We start from the raw sequence: 14,740 nt of genomic DNA, 5'->3' as shown, positions 1-14,740 counted from the left end.
CTAGCGTGTGAACCATGGCAGAGGATCGGAGTCCCACCCTGGCCGAGCTCAGCGAGGGCGAGGTGCTCGCGAGGGTGCTGGCCCGGCTCGGCGGCCCGGGCGCGGAGACCCTGGTCGGGCCCGGCGACGACTGCGCGGTGCTGCGCGCTCCCGACGGCCGCTTCGTGGTGACCACGGACATGATGGTGCACGGCCCCGACTTCCGGCTGGCCTGGTCGCGCCCGGCGGACCTGGGCTGGAAGGCGGCGGCCTCGAACCTCGCCGACGTCGCGGCGATGGGGGCCCGTCCCACCGGGCTCGTCGTCGCGCTCGCGGCACCCCAGTCGCTGGGCGTCGACGTGCTGGAGGGGATCGCGGGCGGCCTCGCCGCCGGCTGCGCCGCGATGGCGCCGGGATGCGGAGTCGTCGGGGGAGACCTGTCCGCCTCCGCGACGCTGACGCTCTCGATCACGGCGTTCGGCTCGCTCGACGGACGACCGCCGGTGCTCCGCAGCGGTGCGAGGCCGGGGGACGTGCTCGCCGTGGCCGGTCCGCTGGGACGAGCGGGGCTCGGGCTGCGCCTGCTGTTCGAGCAGGCGCGGCGGGACGGGGAGCCGTCGGCCGACCTCGCCGCCCGGCTCCGCGAGCGGCATCCGTCCCTCCTCGAGGCGCAGCTGCGCCCGACCGCGCCGATCTCCGCGGGCGAGGCCGCGGGCGGGACCGCCACCGCGATGATGGACGTCTCGGACGGCGTGGTGCTCGACGCCCGTCGGATGGCGCGTGCGAGCGGAGTGGTGATCGACCTCGATGCCGCGGCGGTCGATGAGCACGCGCGCGGGCTCACGGGCGTGGAGGGCGTGGACCTCGACCTGTCGAGGGCGTTGGTGCTGGGAGGCGGCGAGGACCACGCGATGCTCGCGTGCTTCCCGCCCGCCGCGGCGCTGCCGGAGGGCTTCGTCCCGCTCGGGGTCGTCCGCGAGGGGGACCCGGAGGTGCGCCTGGGCGGGGTCGCGCTCGAGGGGCGCGGGGGCTGGGACCCGTACCTCGGCTGGGACGGCGCGGCGGGCTGAGGCCGGTCAGCCGGCCGCGGAGGAAGCGGGCGAGACGGGCGACGCCGGTGAAGCCCACCAGATCGTGGTCTCGCCGTAGTCCTTCCTCCGCTCCCGCTCCAGACCCGCGGGCCAGCGCGGCTCCGGGCTGCGGGAGCTCCGCTCCACGACGACCACCGCGTCCTCGCGCAGCAGCGGCAGCACGCCGGCGAGATCGGCGGCGAGGTCGTCCTCGCCGAGGTCGTAGGGCGGGTCGAGGAACACCGTGTCCGTGTTGAGGGCCGGGGACCCGTCGAGGAAGGAGCGGACCGAGCCGGTCACCACCTCGATCCGCGGGGCGGGCCGCTTGTTCTTGGCAGCCGCGGTCACGATCACCCGTGCGTTCTCGCCCGCGGTCCGGGCGGCCTTCGGGTCGCGCTCGACCAGGACGACCGCGCTCGCTCCGCGGCTGGCCGACTCGAGCCCGAGGGCGCCGGAGCCCGCGTAGAGGTCGACCACCGTCGCGCCGTCGAGGGCGTCCCGGGCCTCGAGGGCCGAGAAGACGGCCTCGCGCACGCGGTCGCTGGTGGGGCGGGTGCCCGCGCGCGGGACCCGGAGGGTGAGCGAGCCGGCGAATCCGGCGATGATCCTGGTCACCGGATCGAGCATAGGGCGGCACCCCTGCCCACGGCGTCCGGCGGCCGCCGCGCGCTCCCGCCTGGCGGCACACTGCGAACTCTCGGAACCTGGACCCTTTTCCCGTCAGGACTGCGAGAATCCCTAGCTATGACGTCGCTCGAAGACACCCGCTCCGCCGTCGGCCGCCGAGCGGCTCCCGAGACGCCCCTGACCCGCGAGGAGTTCACGGCGCACTGCGGCGCCGTCCTCGGGAACCTCACCCGCGTGATCGACGGCAAGTCGGCCGAGGTCTCGATGGCGCTGACGGTGTTCCTCGCCGGTGGGCACCTCCTGATGGAGGACGTCCCCGGCACCGGCAAGACGGTCCTGGCGAAGTCGCTGGCGGCCTCGGTCGGCGGCAGCGTCGCGCGCATCCAGTTCACGCCCGACCTGCTCCCCTCCGACGTCACGGGGGTCTCGGTCTACAACCAGGCGACCCGCGACTTCGAGTTCAAGCCGGGCCCGGTCTTCGCGAACATCCTGATCGGCGACGAGATCAACCGGGCCTCGCCCAAGACGCAGTCGGCGCTGCTGGAGTGCATGGAGGAGCGCCAGGTCTCGGTCGACGGCACCACCCACCTCCTCCCGCGCCCCTTCGCCGTGATCGCGACGCAGAACCCGGTCGAGATGGAGGGCACCTACTCGCTGCCCGAGGCCCAGCGCGACCGCTTCATGGCCCGCCTCTCGCTCGGCTACCCCGATGAGCGCGCCGAGCTCGAGATGATCCGCACCCGCGACTCGGCCAGCCCGCTCGAGGAGCTGCGGCCCGTCGTGGGCCTCGCCGAGCTCGAGCGGATGATGGCCTACGTGCGCTCCGTGTACGTCGCACCACCCGTGCAGGAGTACGTGGTGGCGATCATGCAGGCCACGCGGGTCGACCCCGAGCTGCGGCTCGGGGGGAGCCCGCGCGCCACGCTCCAGCTGATCGCCGCCGCGAAGGCTCTCGCCGCCCTCAGCGACCGCGACTTCGTGGTGCCGGACGACGTCGACGCGCTCGCCGTCCCCGTGCTCGGCCACCGCCTCCTGCCCGCCACGCGCCTCCCCGGCCGCTCCGGCGCCGGATCCTCGCACTCGGTCACCGAGATCGTGCAGCGCATCGTCGCGGCCACCCCCGTCCCCTTCGGCAACCGTGGCGACTGAGGCCCGCGCCGCCGAGACGCCGTCGTCCCGTCTCGGCGGTCTGCCCGCGCTCCGCGGGGTCGCGCTGACGCTGCGCGGCTGGGCGCTCGTTCTGCTGGGCGTCGCGGGAGTGGTGATCGCGCCGCTGACAGAGTTCCGCGAGCTGCTGTTCGTCGGCCTGGTGCTGCTGGGCCTGCCCCTGGGCGCGCTCGTCTCCCTGCTCCTGGCGCCGGCGTCGTTCCGAGTGCAGCGCCGCTTCGCTCCCCAGACCGTCGCGGCCGGCGACGTGGTGGAGGTCGACGTGCTGCTCGAGAACCGCGGCCGCGCCGTCCGCAGCGGGGCGCGCGCCCACGACCGGCTCGAGCGCGTGGAGCGCGGGGTCGTCGTCGGCCGGCCGGTCGCCGAGGGCGTCTTCGGGCTGCCGGGCGTCCCGTCGGGCGGCCGCGTGCGCGCCCGCTACCGTCTGCCCGCCGAGCGGCGCGGGATCCACCGCATCGGCCCGCTGCGCCTGGTGCGCGGCGACGGCCTCGGGCTCGCGCTCCGCGAGAGCGTCGTGGGGGCTGCGCAGCCGTTCGTCGTGACTCCGCGGGTCGTGCCGCTCCAGAGCGACGTCCTGGACGCGCACGGAGCAGGCGGATCGAGCCCGGTCGCGCACGCGACGGCCGGCGCCGGCACGGACGACGTGATCCCGCGCGACTACCGCCCGGGGGACGCCATGCGCCGGGTGCACTGGCGGGCGAGCGCCCGCTCCGGTGAGCTCATGGTCCGCCAGGACGAGCAGAACACCGATCCACACGCGTGGATCCTCCTCGAGACCCGGGCCGAGCGCGTGCTCGAGCGGCGCGGCGACGACCGGCTCGAGTGGGCGGTGTCGATGACGGCCTCCCTCGCCGTGCACCTGCTCGACCGCGGCTTCGAGACCCACCTCGTCGAGACGGGTGCGGACGGCGAGCCGGAGCACTCGGAGGACGAGCGCGAGGTGGCGCACGACGTGCTGCTGCGCCTGGCCGAGCTGGCGCCCTCGCGCGAGTCGGTCGACGCGGTGACCCGGATCTCGGCCGACATGCGCGACACCGGGGGAGTGCGACCGGTCTTCGCCGTCCTCACCCGACTCCTCGAGTCGGACCTCGACGCCCTCGGCTCCCTGGCCGCGCAGTCGCGCCCCGCGATCGCCTTCGTCGTCGCCGGCACCGCTGAGGAGGAGGCGGCTCTCGCCTCGCTCGGCTGGTACGCGGTGTCCGTCGACCCGAGTGCCTCCGTCGAGGAGGCGTGGGCGCAGGCTCTCGCTCTGCGGGTGGTGGCGTGAGCCGCCGCGTCGAGAGCGATCCGCGCGCCGGGTCGGCTCCTCTGAGCGGTCTGCTCTTCCTCGCGATCACGGCCGCCGCCGCCGGGATCGGGCGGCTCCTCGTCGGCGTCGACTGGCTGGTGCTCCTCGCGAGCGCGGTCGCCGTGGTGCTCGGCGTCCCGGCCGCCGCCCGGGCTCTGCGCGTGCACCCCGTCGTCCCGCCGATCCTCGGCACGCTGACGATGGTCGGCGTGCTGACCGCGATGTTCGTGCCCGGTCGGGCCCTGCTGTTCGTGATCCCCACGCCCGGCGCCGTCGCGCAGGCGGAGGCGCTCGCGCAGGGCGGCTTCCAGTCCATCGCCCAGCAGGGGCTCCCGGCCATCGCCGACGACGGCATCTCGTTCCTCCTGATCGGCGGGGTGGTCGTGCTCGCTTGGGTGGCCGACCTGTTCGCCTTCTCCGTCCGCCTCCCCGCCCTGGCCGGTCTGTTCCCTGCGGCGCTGCTCGCGGTGCCGGCGATCGTGGACCCCTCCGAGGTGTCCTGGGCGAGCCTCGTCGTCGCTGCGCTCGCCTACGCGGGCGTGCTCGCCGCCACGGCCGCCCCTCGCCGCCCGAGCGGCCCGAGCGCGGCCGCGGCCGTGCTGCCCGCCTTCGCGGCCGTGACCGTCGTCGTCCTGGGCGCGGGAGTCGTCGCCGGGTCGGCGGCAGGCTACGCGCGCACCACCGCCCCCTCGGGCGTCTCCGGCAGCCTCTTCAACGGCGCGATCGACCCGGTGGTCGCTCTCGGCGCGGACCTGCGCCGCCCGAACCCCGTGACCGTGCTGCGCTACGCCACCGACTCCGACCTGCCCGTCTACCTCCGCGTGCTGACCGTCTCGGACTTCGACGGTGACGACTGGGCGCCGAGCGAGACGGAGCAGACCGCTCCGATCGAGGCGCCGATCGCGCCCGAGGGGCTCTCCGAGAGCGTGCCGCGCGAGGCGGAGGAGGTCGACGTCTCGGTGGAGACGCTGCGGAGCCAGTGGCTCCCCGTGCCGTATCCGGTCTCGTCGCTGACGGGCGTCGGCGACGGCTGGCTCCAGGACGTGCAGGACGGCTCGATCCGCGGCGACGCGACGACCCGCTCCGGAGACGACTACCAGGTGCAGGCGCTGCGGCTCGAGCCCGACCCGCAGCAGCTGCTCGCCGCGCCCGCGCCGTCCGGCGTCGACCGGTACCTCTCGCTCCCCGACGACGTGCCCGAGATCGTCCGCACCACCGCCGAGGAGGTCACGGCGGAGGCTCCGACCGCCTACGACCGGGCGCGCGCGCTGCAGACGTACTTCCGCTCGTCCGAGTTCCGCTACTCCGAGGACACCCCCGCGGAGGAGGGCTACGACGGCGACGGAGTCGGCGTGCTCTCGGCGTTCCTGACGACGAAGGAGGGCTACTGCGTCCACTTCGCCTCGGCGATGGCGGTGATGGCGCGCGAGCTCGGGATCCCGTCGCGGCTCGCCATCGGCTACCAGCCCGGCTCCGTCGTGCCCTCCGGCGGCAGCGACCTGACCACCTACCGCGTCCTCTCCTCCGACCTGCACGCCTGGCCCGAGCTGTACTTCGAGGGAGTCGGCTGGCTGCCCTTCGAGCCGACGCCCAGCCGCGGCGCTCCGGCCTCCTACACCCTGCCGAGCGCGACGGCGTCCTCGGGCCCCACCGCCCCGGGCTCGACCGCGACCACCGCGCCCGGTGCGACCAGCGCTCCCGCCGCGACACCCACTCCGACGGCCGCGTCGGCGACGCCGACCCCCGGTGCCGTCGGCGCCTCGAGCACCACGGCGGCTCCCGCGGCCACGCTCTGGGTGCTGCTCCTGCTGCTCGTGCTCGTCCCCTGGCTGATGCGCGCCGTCCAGCGCGCGCTGCGGCGCCGGTCCGCGCGCTCCGGCTCCGTCGAGGCCGCGTGGGCCGAGCTGCTGGCGACCGCCCGCGACCTGGGCGTCCCCGTGGAGGACACGGAGTCTCCGCGCGCGCAGGAGGCCCGCATGGCTCCCGCCCTCGACCCCGGAGCGGCGGCACGTCTGCAGGGGCTTCGGGAGCGCGTCGAGCGCCGGCGCTACTCGCCGTCCGCGAGCGAGTCGGAGGCGTGGGACGACGCGACCGCCGTGGCCGCCGCGCTCCGCGGCTCCGCGGGTGCCGGTCGTCGGGTGCTCGCGTCGGTCGTGCCCCGCTCGGCGCTGGACCCGGTCGCCCGGCTCGCGCGTCCGAGGTCCGACCTATGATCGCTAGGTGATCCCGGACCCCCTCGACGCCTCGCTCGCGCCGCTGATCGGGCCGCGCACGGCGAGTGCGGTCGAGAAGGCCTTCGGGTACCGCACGGTCGGCGAGCTCCTGGGCCACTACCCGCGCCGCTACGCGAAGCGGGGCGAGCTGACGGCGCTCTCGCGTCTCCCCGTGGGAGAGAGCGTGACGATCGTGGCGGAGGTCCGCGAGGTGCGCGAGCGGCCGATGCGCAACCGGCGCGGCACCCTGCTCGAGGTCGTCATCTCGGACGGCTCGGGCACGCTCTCGCTGACGTTCTTCGGACAGCCCTGGCGCGCGGCGAAGCTCCACCGCGGCGTGCGCGGGATCTTCGCGGGCACGGTCTCGATGTTCCGCGACACCCCGCAGCTCACGCATCCCGACTACCGTCTGTTCGACGACGAGGAGGCCGCCGCGACGGAGACGGGAGGCGGTGAGCTCGCGAAGGACTGGGCCGAGCGGCCGATCCCGATCTACCCGGCGACCAGCGCGCTCTCGAGCTGGCAGCTCCAGGCCGCGATCGGCGTGCTGCTGGACGGCTTGCGCGACGTGCCCGACCCGATGCCCGAGCAGGTGCGCGCCGGCCGCTCGCTGCTGGGCCTCGGCGAGGCGCTGGAGCTGATCCACCGCCCGCAGCGGGAGGGCGAGGAGGCGCAGGCGCGCGAGACGCTCCGCTTCCACGAGGCGTTCCTCCTGCAGCTCGCCCTGCTCGAGCGCCGGGCCTCGGCGCGCAGCAGCCCCGCGACCGCCCGCGTGCCCGGCCCCGGCGGGCTGCTCGAGCGCTTCGACGCCGCACTGCCCTTCGCCCTCACCGGCGACCAGACCGCGGTGGGGCACGAGATCGCCGCCGATCTGGCTGCCGAGAGCCCGATGACCCGGCTGGTGCAGGGCGAGGTCGGCTCCGGCAAGACCCTCGTCGCGCTCCGGGCGATGCTCGCCACGGCCGAGAGCGGCGGGCAGGCGGCGCTGCTCGCTCCCACCGAGGTGCTCGCGGGGCAGCACCTCCGCTCGATCGCGAGGACCCTCGGCCCGGAGCTCGCGGCCGAGCTGGTGCCGACCCTCCTCACCGGCGGGCTGGGGGCGGCGCAGCGCCGCGCGGCCCTCCTCCGGATCGTCTCGGGCACGGCGAAGATCGTCGTCGGCACGCACGCCCTCCTCGGCGACGCGGTCTCCTTCTACGACCTGGGCCTCGTCGTGATCGACGAGCAGCACCGCTTCGGCGTGGACCAGCGGGACGCCCTGCGCCGGAAGGGCGCCACCCCGCCGCACGTGCTGGTGCTGACGGCCACGCCCATCCCGCGGACCGTCGCCATGACGGTCTTCGGCGATCTCGACACCTCGACCATCCGCGAGCTGCCCGCCGGGCGCCCCGGCATCACGAGCCACGTGGTCCCGCTCGCCGACCATCCCGCGTGGATCGCGCGGGCGTGGGAGCGCGCCGAGGAGGAGATCCGCTCGGGCCACCAGGTCTACCTCGTCTGCCCGGCGATCGAGCCGGGGGAGCCCGCCGAGGGCGCGCAGCCGCCCGAGGAGGACGCCGCCGCGCCGCTCACGACCGTCGCGGCCACGCTGGAGGGCGTGCGCGCGCATCCGCTGCTCGGGAAGCGGCGGTCGGCCGCGCTGCACGGGCGGATGACGACGGAGGAGAAGGACGCCGTGATGCGCTCCTTCGCCGCGGGGGAGATCGACGTCCTGGTGTCGACGACGGTCATCGAGGTCGGCGTGGACGTGCCGAACGCCTCGATGATGGTCGTGCTCGACGCGGAGCGGTTCGGGGTCTCGCAGCTGCACCAGCTCCGCGGACGCATCGGGCGCGGCGGCGTCGCGGGGGTGTGCCTGTTCGTGACGGCGGCGGAGGCGGGGACGGTCGCGCGCGAGCGGGTGGAGGCGGTCGCCGCGACGCTCGACGGCTTCGCGCTCGCCGAGGTCGACCTCGAGCTGCGCCGCGAGGGCGACGTGCTGGGCGACTCGCAGTCCGGCGGGCGCTCGTCGCTTCGCCTGCTGCGGGTGGTGCAGGACGCCGACGTGATCGTGGAGGCGCGGGCGCTTGCCGAGCGGCTCCTCGCGGAGGACCCGTCGCTCGCCGCGCACGACCGGCTCCGTGCCGCGCTCGAGCGCCGCGTGCAGGACCGCGACCGGGAGTTCCTCGCCAAGAGCTAGGCGGTGCCCGCCCGCTACTCTGTCGGCATGGCCCGCATCGCCGTCGTCCCCGGCTCCTTCGACCCCGTGACCCTCGGTCATCTCGACGTGATCGAGCGGGCCGCGCGCCTGGTCGACGAGCTGCACGTCGTGGTGGTGCACAACCCCGCCAAGACCGCGCTGCTGCCGATCGCCCAGCGCGTCTCGCTCATCGAGCAGTCGATCGCGGAGGCGGGCGTCGAGGGACGGATCGTCGTCGCCTCGTGGAGCATGGGCCTGCTCGTCGACTACTGCACCGACGTCGGCGCGAGCATCCTGGTGAAGGGCATCCGCTCGCAGGTCGACGTGGCGTACGAGACCCCCATGGCGATCGTGAACCGCAACCTCGCGCACGTCGAGACGGTGTTCCTCCTGCCCGATCCCGCGCACGCCCATGTGTCGAGCTCGCTGGTGCGGCAGGTCTCCTCCCTCGGCGGCGACGTCGCCCCCTACGTGCCGCCCGCGGTCGCCGCGTACCTCGCCGCCGGCTGAGGCGCCGCCGATCGTCCACCCGGGCGATCCCGGGCCGTGGACCCGGGCGCCCGCGGCAGCCGGGAGAATGGACCGGTGAGCGAGACGCGCGTGCAGGCCTGGGCCCTCGACGGCATCCCGGAGGTGACTCCCGGTGACGACCTGCTCGAGCTGATCCTCGCGGCCGTCGCCGCCGCCGCCGAGGAGGACCGGCCCGCGGACGGCGACATCCTCGTCGTCACGAGCAAGATCGTCTCGAAGGCGGAGGGGCGCGTCGTCGCCGCGGCCGACCGCGAGGACGCGATCACGGCCGAGACCGTCCGCGTCGTCGCCACCCGGGCGCACGGCTCCGGCGTCACCCGCATCGTGGAGAACCGCCTCGGGATCGTGCAGGCGGCGGCCGGAGTCGATGCCAGCAACGTCGCGGAGGGGACGGTCCTCCTCCTCCCCGCCGACCCGGACGCCTCGGCGCGGGCCCTCTGCGCGGGCCTCCGGGAGCGGCTCGGCGTGGAGGTGGGCGTGCTCGTCAGCGACACCCTGGGCCGCGCGTGGCGGGTCGGGCAGACCGACGCGGCCATCGGGGCCTCCGGCGTCCTCGTGATCGACGACCTCCGCGGCGGAGTCGACGCCCTGGGGCGCACGCTGGGAGTGACCATGCCGGCCGTCGCGGACGAGATCGCCGCGCTCGGCGACCTGGTGAAGGGCAAGGCGAGCGGACGCCCCGTCGCCGTCGTCCGCGGGCTCGCCCGCCTGGTGACGGGAGTCGAGAGCCCGGGTGCCCGCACGCTGACCCGCACGGGCCCCGACGACATGTTCCGCCTCGGCGCCGACGAGGCCTTCGCCGAGGGCTTCGCGGCCGGAGCAGCCTCGCGCGAGGAGCGCGCGTGACCGGCTGGAGCGCGGTCGTCGTGTTCAAGGGCCGCGGCGGCTCGAAGACGCGCCTCGACGTGCCGGGCCGCGCGGCGCTGGCCGAGGCGTTCCTCCTGGACACGCTCGCCGCCGTGGCCGCCGCGGAGCCGGTGGCGAGCCTTCTCCTGGTCACCTCCGACGCCGGTGCGGCCGACCGCGCACGGGCGGAGCACCCGCAGCTGGTGGTGGTGCCCGACCCGGGGACCCTCGACGCCGCCGTGTCCGGGGGGGCCGAGGCCGCCCTCCACCGCCGGCCGGGCGCCCCGGTGATCGTGCTGACCGGGGACCTGCCCGCCCTGCTGCCGTCGGACCTCTCCGAGGCGCTCGCGACGCGGTCGCTCCCGGCCGTCGTCCCGGACCGCGAGGGGAGCGGCACCACGGCGCTCCTGCTGGCGGCCGGAGCCCTCGTCGCTCCGGCGTTCGGCTCGGGCTCGCTGGCCCGGCACCGCGACGCGGGCTGCGCGGTCGTCGTGCTGCCCGGCTCGTCGACGCTGAGGCTGGACGTCGACACGCTCGCCGATCTCGAAGACGCGGAGGAGGCCGGCGTCGGCCCGCACACCTCCCGCGCGCTGGCCGCAGCGGCCTGACGCGCAGGGAGTCCGAGCCGCGGACGCGGTCAGCCGGCGAGCAGCCCCGCCTCGAACGCCGCCGTCAGGCCGGCGTCGATCGCGAGCGGTGCGCCGTCGACCGAGCGGACGGGGATCGCCCGCCGGGTGCTCGACACCAGCCACGCCGCATCGGCACCGGTGAGCGCCGAGACCGGCAGCTCGCGGCGCGACGACGCGAGCCCGCGGCGCTCGCCCAGCGCGAGGACCCGCTCGACCGTCGTGCCGGCGAGCACGCTGCCCGAGAGCGGCGTCGCGAGCACCCCGTCGCCGAGGAGCACCAGGCTCGACGTCGCTCCCTCGAGGAGCAGCCCGTCGCTCGTGCGCCAGACCACGTCGTCCGCGCCCCGGGACGCCGCCTCGCGCAGCGCCGCCCGGGTGACGGCGCCCGAGGTGGTCTTGACGCCCGGGAGCAGCCACGGCGCGAGCGGACCGCTCGCGTACCCGCGGTCCAGCACGACGACGGCCGCGCCCTTCTCCCGGAGCGCGCTCGAGTCGGGAGTCGGAGCCGCGCGCACGGTGCACCGGGCGGAGTCGCTCGAGCCGTGGGCGGCGATGAAGCGGACCGTCAGGTCGTCGACCCGGTCGTGCTCCGCCACGGCGAGGTCGACCGCTCGGGACCAGAGGGGCGCCTCCGGGATCGTCAGCCCGACGGCCCGGGCCGATCCGGCCAGCCGCGCGAGGTGCTCGCCGAGCGCGCGGGGACGTCCGTCGAGGACCGCGACGGTCTCGAAGACCCCGTCGCCGCGGAGGTAGCCCGCCTCGTCGACGCGGACGAGCGGACCCTCCGGGTCGCGGAGGACGACGGCGCCGGAGGTGATCTCGACCAGGACGGGGGTGCTCATCCGCCCATCCTGCCCCCGGCGGAGCCTCAGCGGGGGAGGAGGCCGCTCGCCACGTCGGACGGCTCGACGATCTCGCGCCACGGCTCCGGCCGGAGTCCTGCCGAGCCGAGCACGTCGGCCCCGGCGAGGAGATCCACGTCGAGACCGGTCAGCTCGCCGATCGCGGCGACCGGCAGCTGGAACGTCCTGAAGCCGCCGAGCGGCACCAGGCCCTCGCGCACGCGCTCCACGAGCTCGCTCTGGTCGAGCAGGTACGCGCTCGTCGCGAGCGTCGATCCGTCCGGGCTCCACGCCGCGATCTTCCAGAAGCGGCGGGGGATGCCCGTACCGCGGTAGACCGGGTCGTCGTCCGCGAGCACGGGCCCGGTGAAGACGCTCAGGCGCGTGCGCCAGGTCTGCGCGTACTCGAGCACCAGCGTCTCGAGCCCGAGCCACAGCTCCTGCGACTGGTTGAAGCCGCTCGCCTGGGGCGCGGCGTTCGTGTAGCAGAAGCTGTCGCGGTTGGCCGCGGCGGCCTCGTCCCGGTCGCCCCAGACGGGGTCGCGGCGGCGGACGAGGTGGCCCCGGTCGAGGTCGTTGCGGGCGTACACCTCCGGCCCGGTCTGCTCGGAGGCGGGGATGCGGTCGTCGAGGTGCCAGTCGTCGCCGCGGCCGAGCTCGACCAGGCGCGCGCCGTCGATGTTCACGGCCGTCGAGACGGCCAGGCGCCGCTCCGGATCCAGCAGCACCTCGAAGTGCGTGTACGGCAGGAGCCGCACCGGGCGCTCGACCCTCAGGCGCGGCGCACCCGCGGGGACGCCGAGGAAGTCCGCGTCGAAGCTCACTCCTCGACCTCCGCCGTCGGAGTCGCCGTGGCTGTCGCTGTCGGGGTCGCCGTGGGAGTCGCAGGGGGAGCCTCGGTCGCGGGGACTCCCGTGCCGGTCGGAGCCGGAGCCGGTGCCTGGGTGGCGGGAGCCGGGACCTGCGAGCCGTTGCTGATCAGCAGGGCGATGTCGGAGTAGCGCGCGACGGTCGTGCCCGCGGCCGGGTCGGTGCCCGCCACCAGGCCGGCCGGGAGCGACGAGTCGATGGTCGCCCCCTCCTCGACGTCGAAGCCGAGGTCCTCCAGCGCCTCCGTGGCGTCGTCGACCGAGCGGCCGGAGACGGTCGGCACGGCGATCTGGCGGCCGTTCAGCAGGGCGCTGCTGGGCTCCTCGAAGTCGTCTCCGCCGTACTTCTGGTCGGCGCGGGTCATCACCGAGTTCCAGATGTAGTGGCGGATGTTGGAGGCGTACGGGCGGCTCTCGAGCTCCGAGTTCGGGAAGCGGACCTCGCGCATCGAGGTGTGGCCGTCGATGTTGCCCACCCAGACCACGGTCGCGACGCGCGAGCTCGCGCCGTCCATCCAGGTCGACTCCGCGTTGTCGGTGGTGCCCGTCTTGCCGATGTGCTCGATGCCGTCGTCCGGGTCGGACTGGGCGGCCGTGCCGCCGGTGACGACGCGCTGCAGGGCGTAGTTCGCGACCGCCGTCAGCTCGGGGCTGAGGGCCTGGTTGCAGGTGGAGGTCGGCGGCTGGACGGCGGCGCCGGTCGCGTCGGTGATCGCGTCGATGGCGATCGCGGAGCAGGCGGTGCCGTTGTTGGCGAAGCCGGCGAAGGCGGTGACCATCGAGAGGGGGGAGATGAGCGTGTCCGAGCCGAGGACGGCGGACGGCTTGTAGTCGACCTCGCCGCCGTCGGCCGCCTTCACGCCGAAGCCGACCGCGCGGTCGCGGATCGCGCAGAGGTCGAGCTGCTGCGCCATCGAGACGTAGACGGTGTTGATCGACTGCATCGTGCCGGTCAGCACGCTGTAGCTGCCGTTCTCGCTGTCGTCGTTGTTGACCTCGTAGGAGGTGTCGAGCTCGCCGCCCGGCGCGCAGCTGGCGGGGAAGCCCGAGAAGGTGCGCTCGCGGCCGTTGATCGTCTCGTTCAGGGTGCGTCCGCTCGCGAGCCACTGCGCGAGCGTGAACACCTTGTAGGTCGATCCGACCTGGAACCCGGCGGAGCCGCCGTAGGCCGTGTCGGTGTTGAAGTTGACGGCGGAGAAGTTCGCGCCGTTCACGGCGCCGGCCGCGTCGTAGTCCTTGTTCTGCACCATCGCCAGGATCCGGCCGGTGCCGACCTCCATCGAGACGGTCGCGCTGCCGATGTTGGTGTCGAGGGTGGGGACCTTGGGGACGGCGTTGTTCGTCGCGTTGGCCGCGGTGTCCTGCAGGTCGCGGTCGAGCGTCGTGTAGATCTTGTAGCCGCCGCGCTGGAAGTTCGCGAGGCGGGTGTCCGCGTCGTCGCCGAACGCCGGGTCGTTCTGGACGACGCGGGTGATGTAGTCGCAGAAGAAGGCCGCGTTGCCGGCGGTCTGGCAGCCGGTGGGCGTCTGCGTGATCGCGGGGACGACCTCCTCGGCGACGGCGGCGTCGTGGTCGGCCTGCGAGATCTTCCCCTCCTGCAGCATCTGGTCGAGGACGTAGTCGCGGCGGATCTTGTTGTCCGGGATGTTCTCGGGCTGGTCGATCCTGAGGCCGTTGGGGTTGTTGACCGTGGCGATCAGGCTCGCGGCCTGCGCCAGGCTCAGGTCGGCCGCGGTGGTCGAGAAGTAGTACTCGGCCGCCGCCTGGATGCCGTAGACCTGCCCGCCGAAGCCCGCGATGTTGAGGTAGCCGAGGAGGATGTCGTCCTTGCTGTACTTCTTCTCGAGGTCGACGGCGAGCTTCATCTCCTTGAGCTTGCGGCTCGGAGTGGTCGCGGTCGCCTCCTCGTAGGCGGCCTCGGAGGCCGCCTCGTCGGTCGCGCTCAGCGACTCCGCCTTCTGCACGAGGACGTTCTTGACGTACTGCTGAGTGATGGAGGATCCGCCCTGGAGGTCCCCGCCGACGATGTTGCTGAGCACCGCGCGGATCGTGCCCTGCAGGTCGACGCCGCCGTGGTCGTAGAAGCGCGGGTCCTCGGTCGAGACCGCCGCGTCCTTCACGGACTGGCTGACCTGGTCGAAGGCCACCTCCTCGCGGTTCTGCGCGTAGAAGGAGGCGAGCAGCTCGTCCGAGCCGTCGGTGCGCTTGGCGTAGATCTCGGTCTTCTGGGCCAGCTGGCCGAGCTCGAGGTACTCCGGCACCGTCTCGAACAGCCCGATCGGGTTGTTCTCGGCGAGACCGGTGACGGCGAGGGCGGGAGTGACCCCGACCGTGATCAGCAGGCCCCCGGCGAGGCTGGCTCCGACGATCCCGAGGACCCGGGCGAGCACGCCGCCGCGGGCGGTTCCTTGCGCAGACATGGCTACGAGAGTAGGCGACGAGTCTGGATCCGTCGTGCGGCCGCGCTCGGGGGCCCGGATGCCCGCCCTCCCGGCCCCGG

At 74.6% G+C, this 14,740-nt stretch carries 12 protein-coding genes; 8 read left to right on the top strand and 4 right to left on the bottom strand.

From position 1 onward, the window contains the following. Positions 1-14: 14 nt before the first annotated feature. Positions 15-1,049 (top strand): thiamine-phosphate kinase, encoded by a 1,035-nt coding sequence (thiL, locus tag C5C95_RS07970; RefSeq protein ID WP_104324181.1) that lies wholly within the window; start codon positions 15-17, stop codon positions 1,047-1,049. 6 nt (positions 1,050-1,055) lie between these two features. Here the strand turns inward: thiL and C5C95_RS07965 are convergent, their stop codons facing one another. Further along, on the bottom strand, positions 1,056-1,664 hold the full coding sequence (locus tag C5C95_RS07965) for an RsmD family RNA methyltransferase (RefSeq protein WP_104324201.1): 609 nt from the start codon (positions 1,662-1,664) through the stop codon (positions 1,056-1,058). A gap of 129 nt (positions 1,665-1,793) precedes the next feature. Between C5C95_RS07965 and C5C95_RS07960 the strand changes: the two genes are divergently transcribed. The 7 genes from C5C95_RS07960 (at position 1,794) to cofC (ending at position 10,508) form a co-directional block, all read left to right on the top strand. Continuing rightward, a complete protein-coding gene (locus tag C5C95_RS07960; RefSeq protein WP_104225624.1) occupies positions 1,794-2,825 on the top strand; it encodes a MoxR family ATPase in 1,032 nt (343 codons plus the stop codon). After that, positions 2,815-4,110, top strand: a complete 1,296-nt coding sequence (locus C5C95_RS07955; RefSeq protein WP_104223099.1) for a DUF58 domain-containing protein — start codon at positions 2,815-2,817, stop codon at positions 4,108-4,110. The genes C5C95_RS07960 and C5C95_RS07955 overlap by 11 nt, the downstream gene beginning before the upstream one ends. Beyond that, positions 4,107-6,344, top strand: coding sequence for a DUF3488 and transglutaminase-like domain-containing protein (locus tag C5C95_RS07950; protein ID WP_104324180.1), 2,238 nt, complete (start codon positions 4,107-4,109; stop codon positions 6,342-6,344). The genes C5C95_RS07955 and C5C95_RS07950 overlap by 4 nt, the downstream gene beginning before the upstream one ends. A gap of 7 nt (positions 6,345-6,351) precedes the next feature. Beyond that, positions 6,352-8,523, top strand: coding sequence for an ATP-dependent DNA helicase RecG (locus tag C5C95_RS07945; RefSeq protein ID WP_374953730.1), 2,172 nt, complete (start codon positions 6,352-6,354; stop codon positions 8,521-8,523). A 27-nt stretch (positions 8,524-8,550) separates the two neighbouring features. Further along, the gene (gene coaD / locus C5C95_RS07940) at positions 8,551-9,033 is read left to right on the top strand and encodes a pantetheine-phosphate adenylyltransferase (protein WP_104223138.1); all 483 of its coding nucleotides are present in this window, start codon (positions 8,551-8,553) and stop codon (positions 9,031-9,033) included. Positions 9,034-9,108: 75 nt separating this feature from the next. Beyond that, positions 9,109-9,900 (top strand): coenzyme F420-0:L-glutamate ligase, encoded by a 792-nt coding sequence (cofE, locus tag C5C95_RS07935; protein ID WP_258072639.1) that lies wholly within the window; start codon positions 9,109-9,111, stop codon positions 9,898-9,900. Beyond that, positions 9,897-10,508, top strand: a complete 612-nt coding sequence (gene cofC / locus C5C95_RS07930) for a 2-phospho-L-lactate guanylyltransferase (RefSeq protein ID WP_104223101.1) — start codon at positions 9,897-9,899, stop codon at positions 10,506-10,508. The genes cofE and cofC overlap by 4 nt, the downstream gene beginning before the upstream one ends. Positions 10,509-10,537: 29 nt before the next feature. On the opposite strand, the gene C5C95_RS07925 is transcribed toward cofC, so the two are convergent. The 3 genes from C5C95_RS07925 to C5C95_RS07915 are packed head-to-tail and all read right to left on the bottom strand — an operon-like array spanning position 10,538 to position 14,660. Beyond that, complete coding sequence (locus C5C95_RS07925) at positions 10,538-11,371, bottom strand: aminotransferase class IV (protein WP_104223102.1); 834 nt, start codon at positions 11,369-11,371, stop codon at positions 10,538-10,540. 26 nt (positions 11,372-11,397) lie between these two features. Then, positions 11,398-12,195, bottom strand: a complete 798-nt coding sequence (locus tag C5C95_RS07920; RefSeq protein WP_244230625.1) for a DNA/RNA non-specific endonuclease — start codon at positions 12,193-12,195, stop codon at positions 11,398-11,400. Continuing rightward, positions 12,192-14,660, bottom strand: a complete 2,469-nt coding sequence (locus C5C95_RS07915; RefSeq protein WP_104324179.1) for a transglycosylase domain-containing protein — start codon at positions 14,658-14,660, stop codon at positions 12,192-12,194. Before C5C95_RS07915 ends, C5C95_RS07920 begins: the two co-directional genes overlap by 4 nt. Between the last annotated feature and the right edge of the window lie 80 nt (positions 14,661-14,740).

It is taken from the genome of Rathayibacter sp. AY1B7 (assembly GCF_002932735.1).
Lineage (GTDB): Bacteria > Actinomycetota > Actinomycetes > Actinomycetales > Microbacteriaceae > Rathayibacter.
This window is presented reverse-complemented; position numbering and strand designations above follow the sequence as displayed.

Bases quoted from the DNA above. Each gene is read 5' to 3' on its own strand.
- thiL (WP_104324181.1), top strand. From the start codon at position 15: ATGGCAGAGGATCGGAGTCCCACCCTGGCCGAGCTCAGCGAGGGCGAG.
- C5C95_RS07960 (WP_104225624.1), top strand. From the start codon at position 1,794: ATGACGTCGCTCGAAGACACCCGCTCCGCCGTCGGCCGCCGAGCGGCT.
- coaD (WP_104223138.1), top strand. From the start codon at position 8,551: ATGGCCCGCATCGCCGTCGTCCCCGGCTCCTTCGACCCCGTGACCCTC.
- C5C95_RS07925 (WP_104223102.1), bottom strand. From the start codon at position 11,371: ATGAGCACCCCCGTCCTGGTCGAGATCACCTCCGGCGCCGTCGTCCTC.
- C5C95_RS07915 (WP_104324179.1), bottom strand. From the start codon at position 14,660: ATGTCTGCGCAAGGAACCGCCCGCGGCGGCGTGCTCGCCCGGGTCCTC.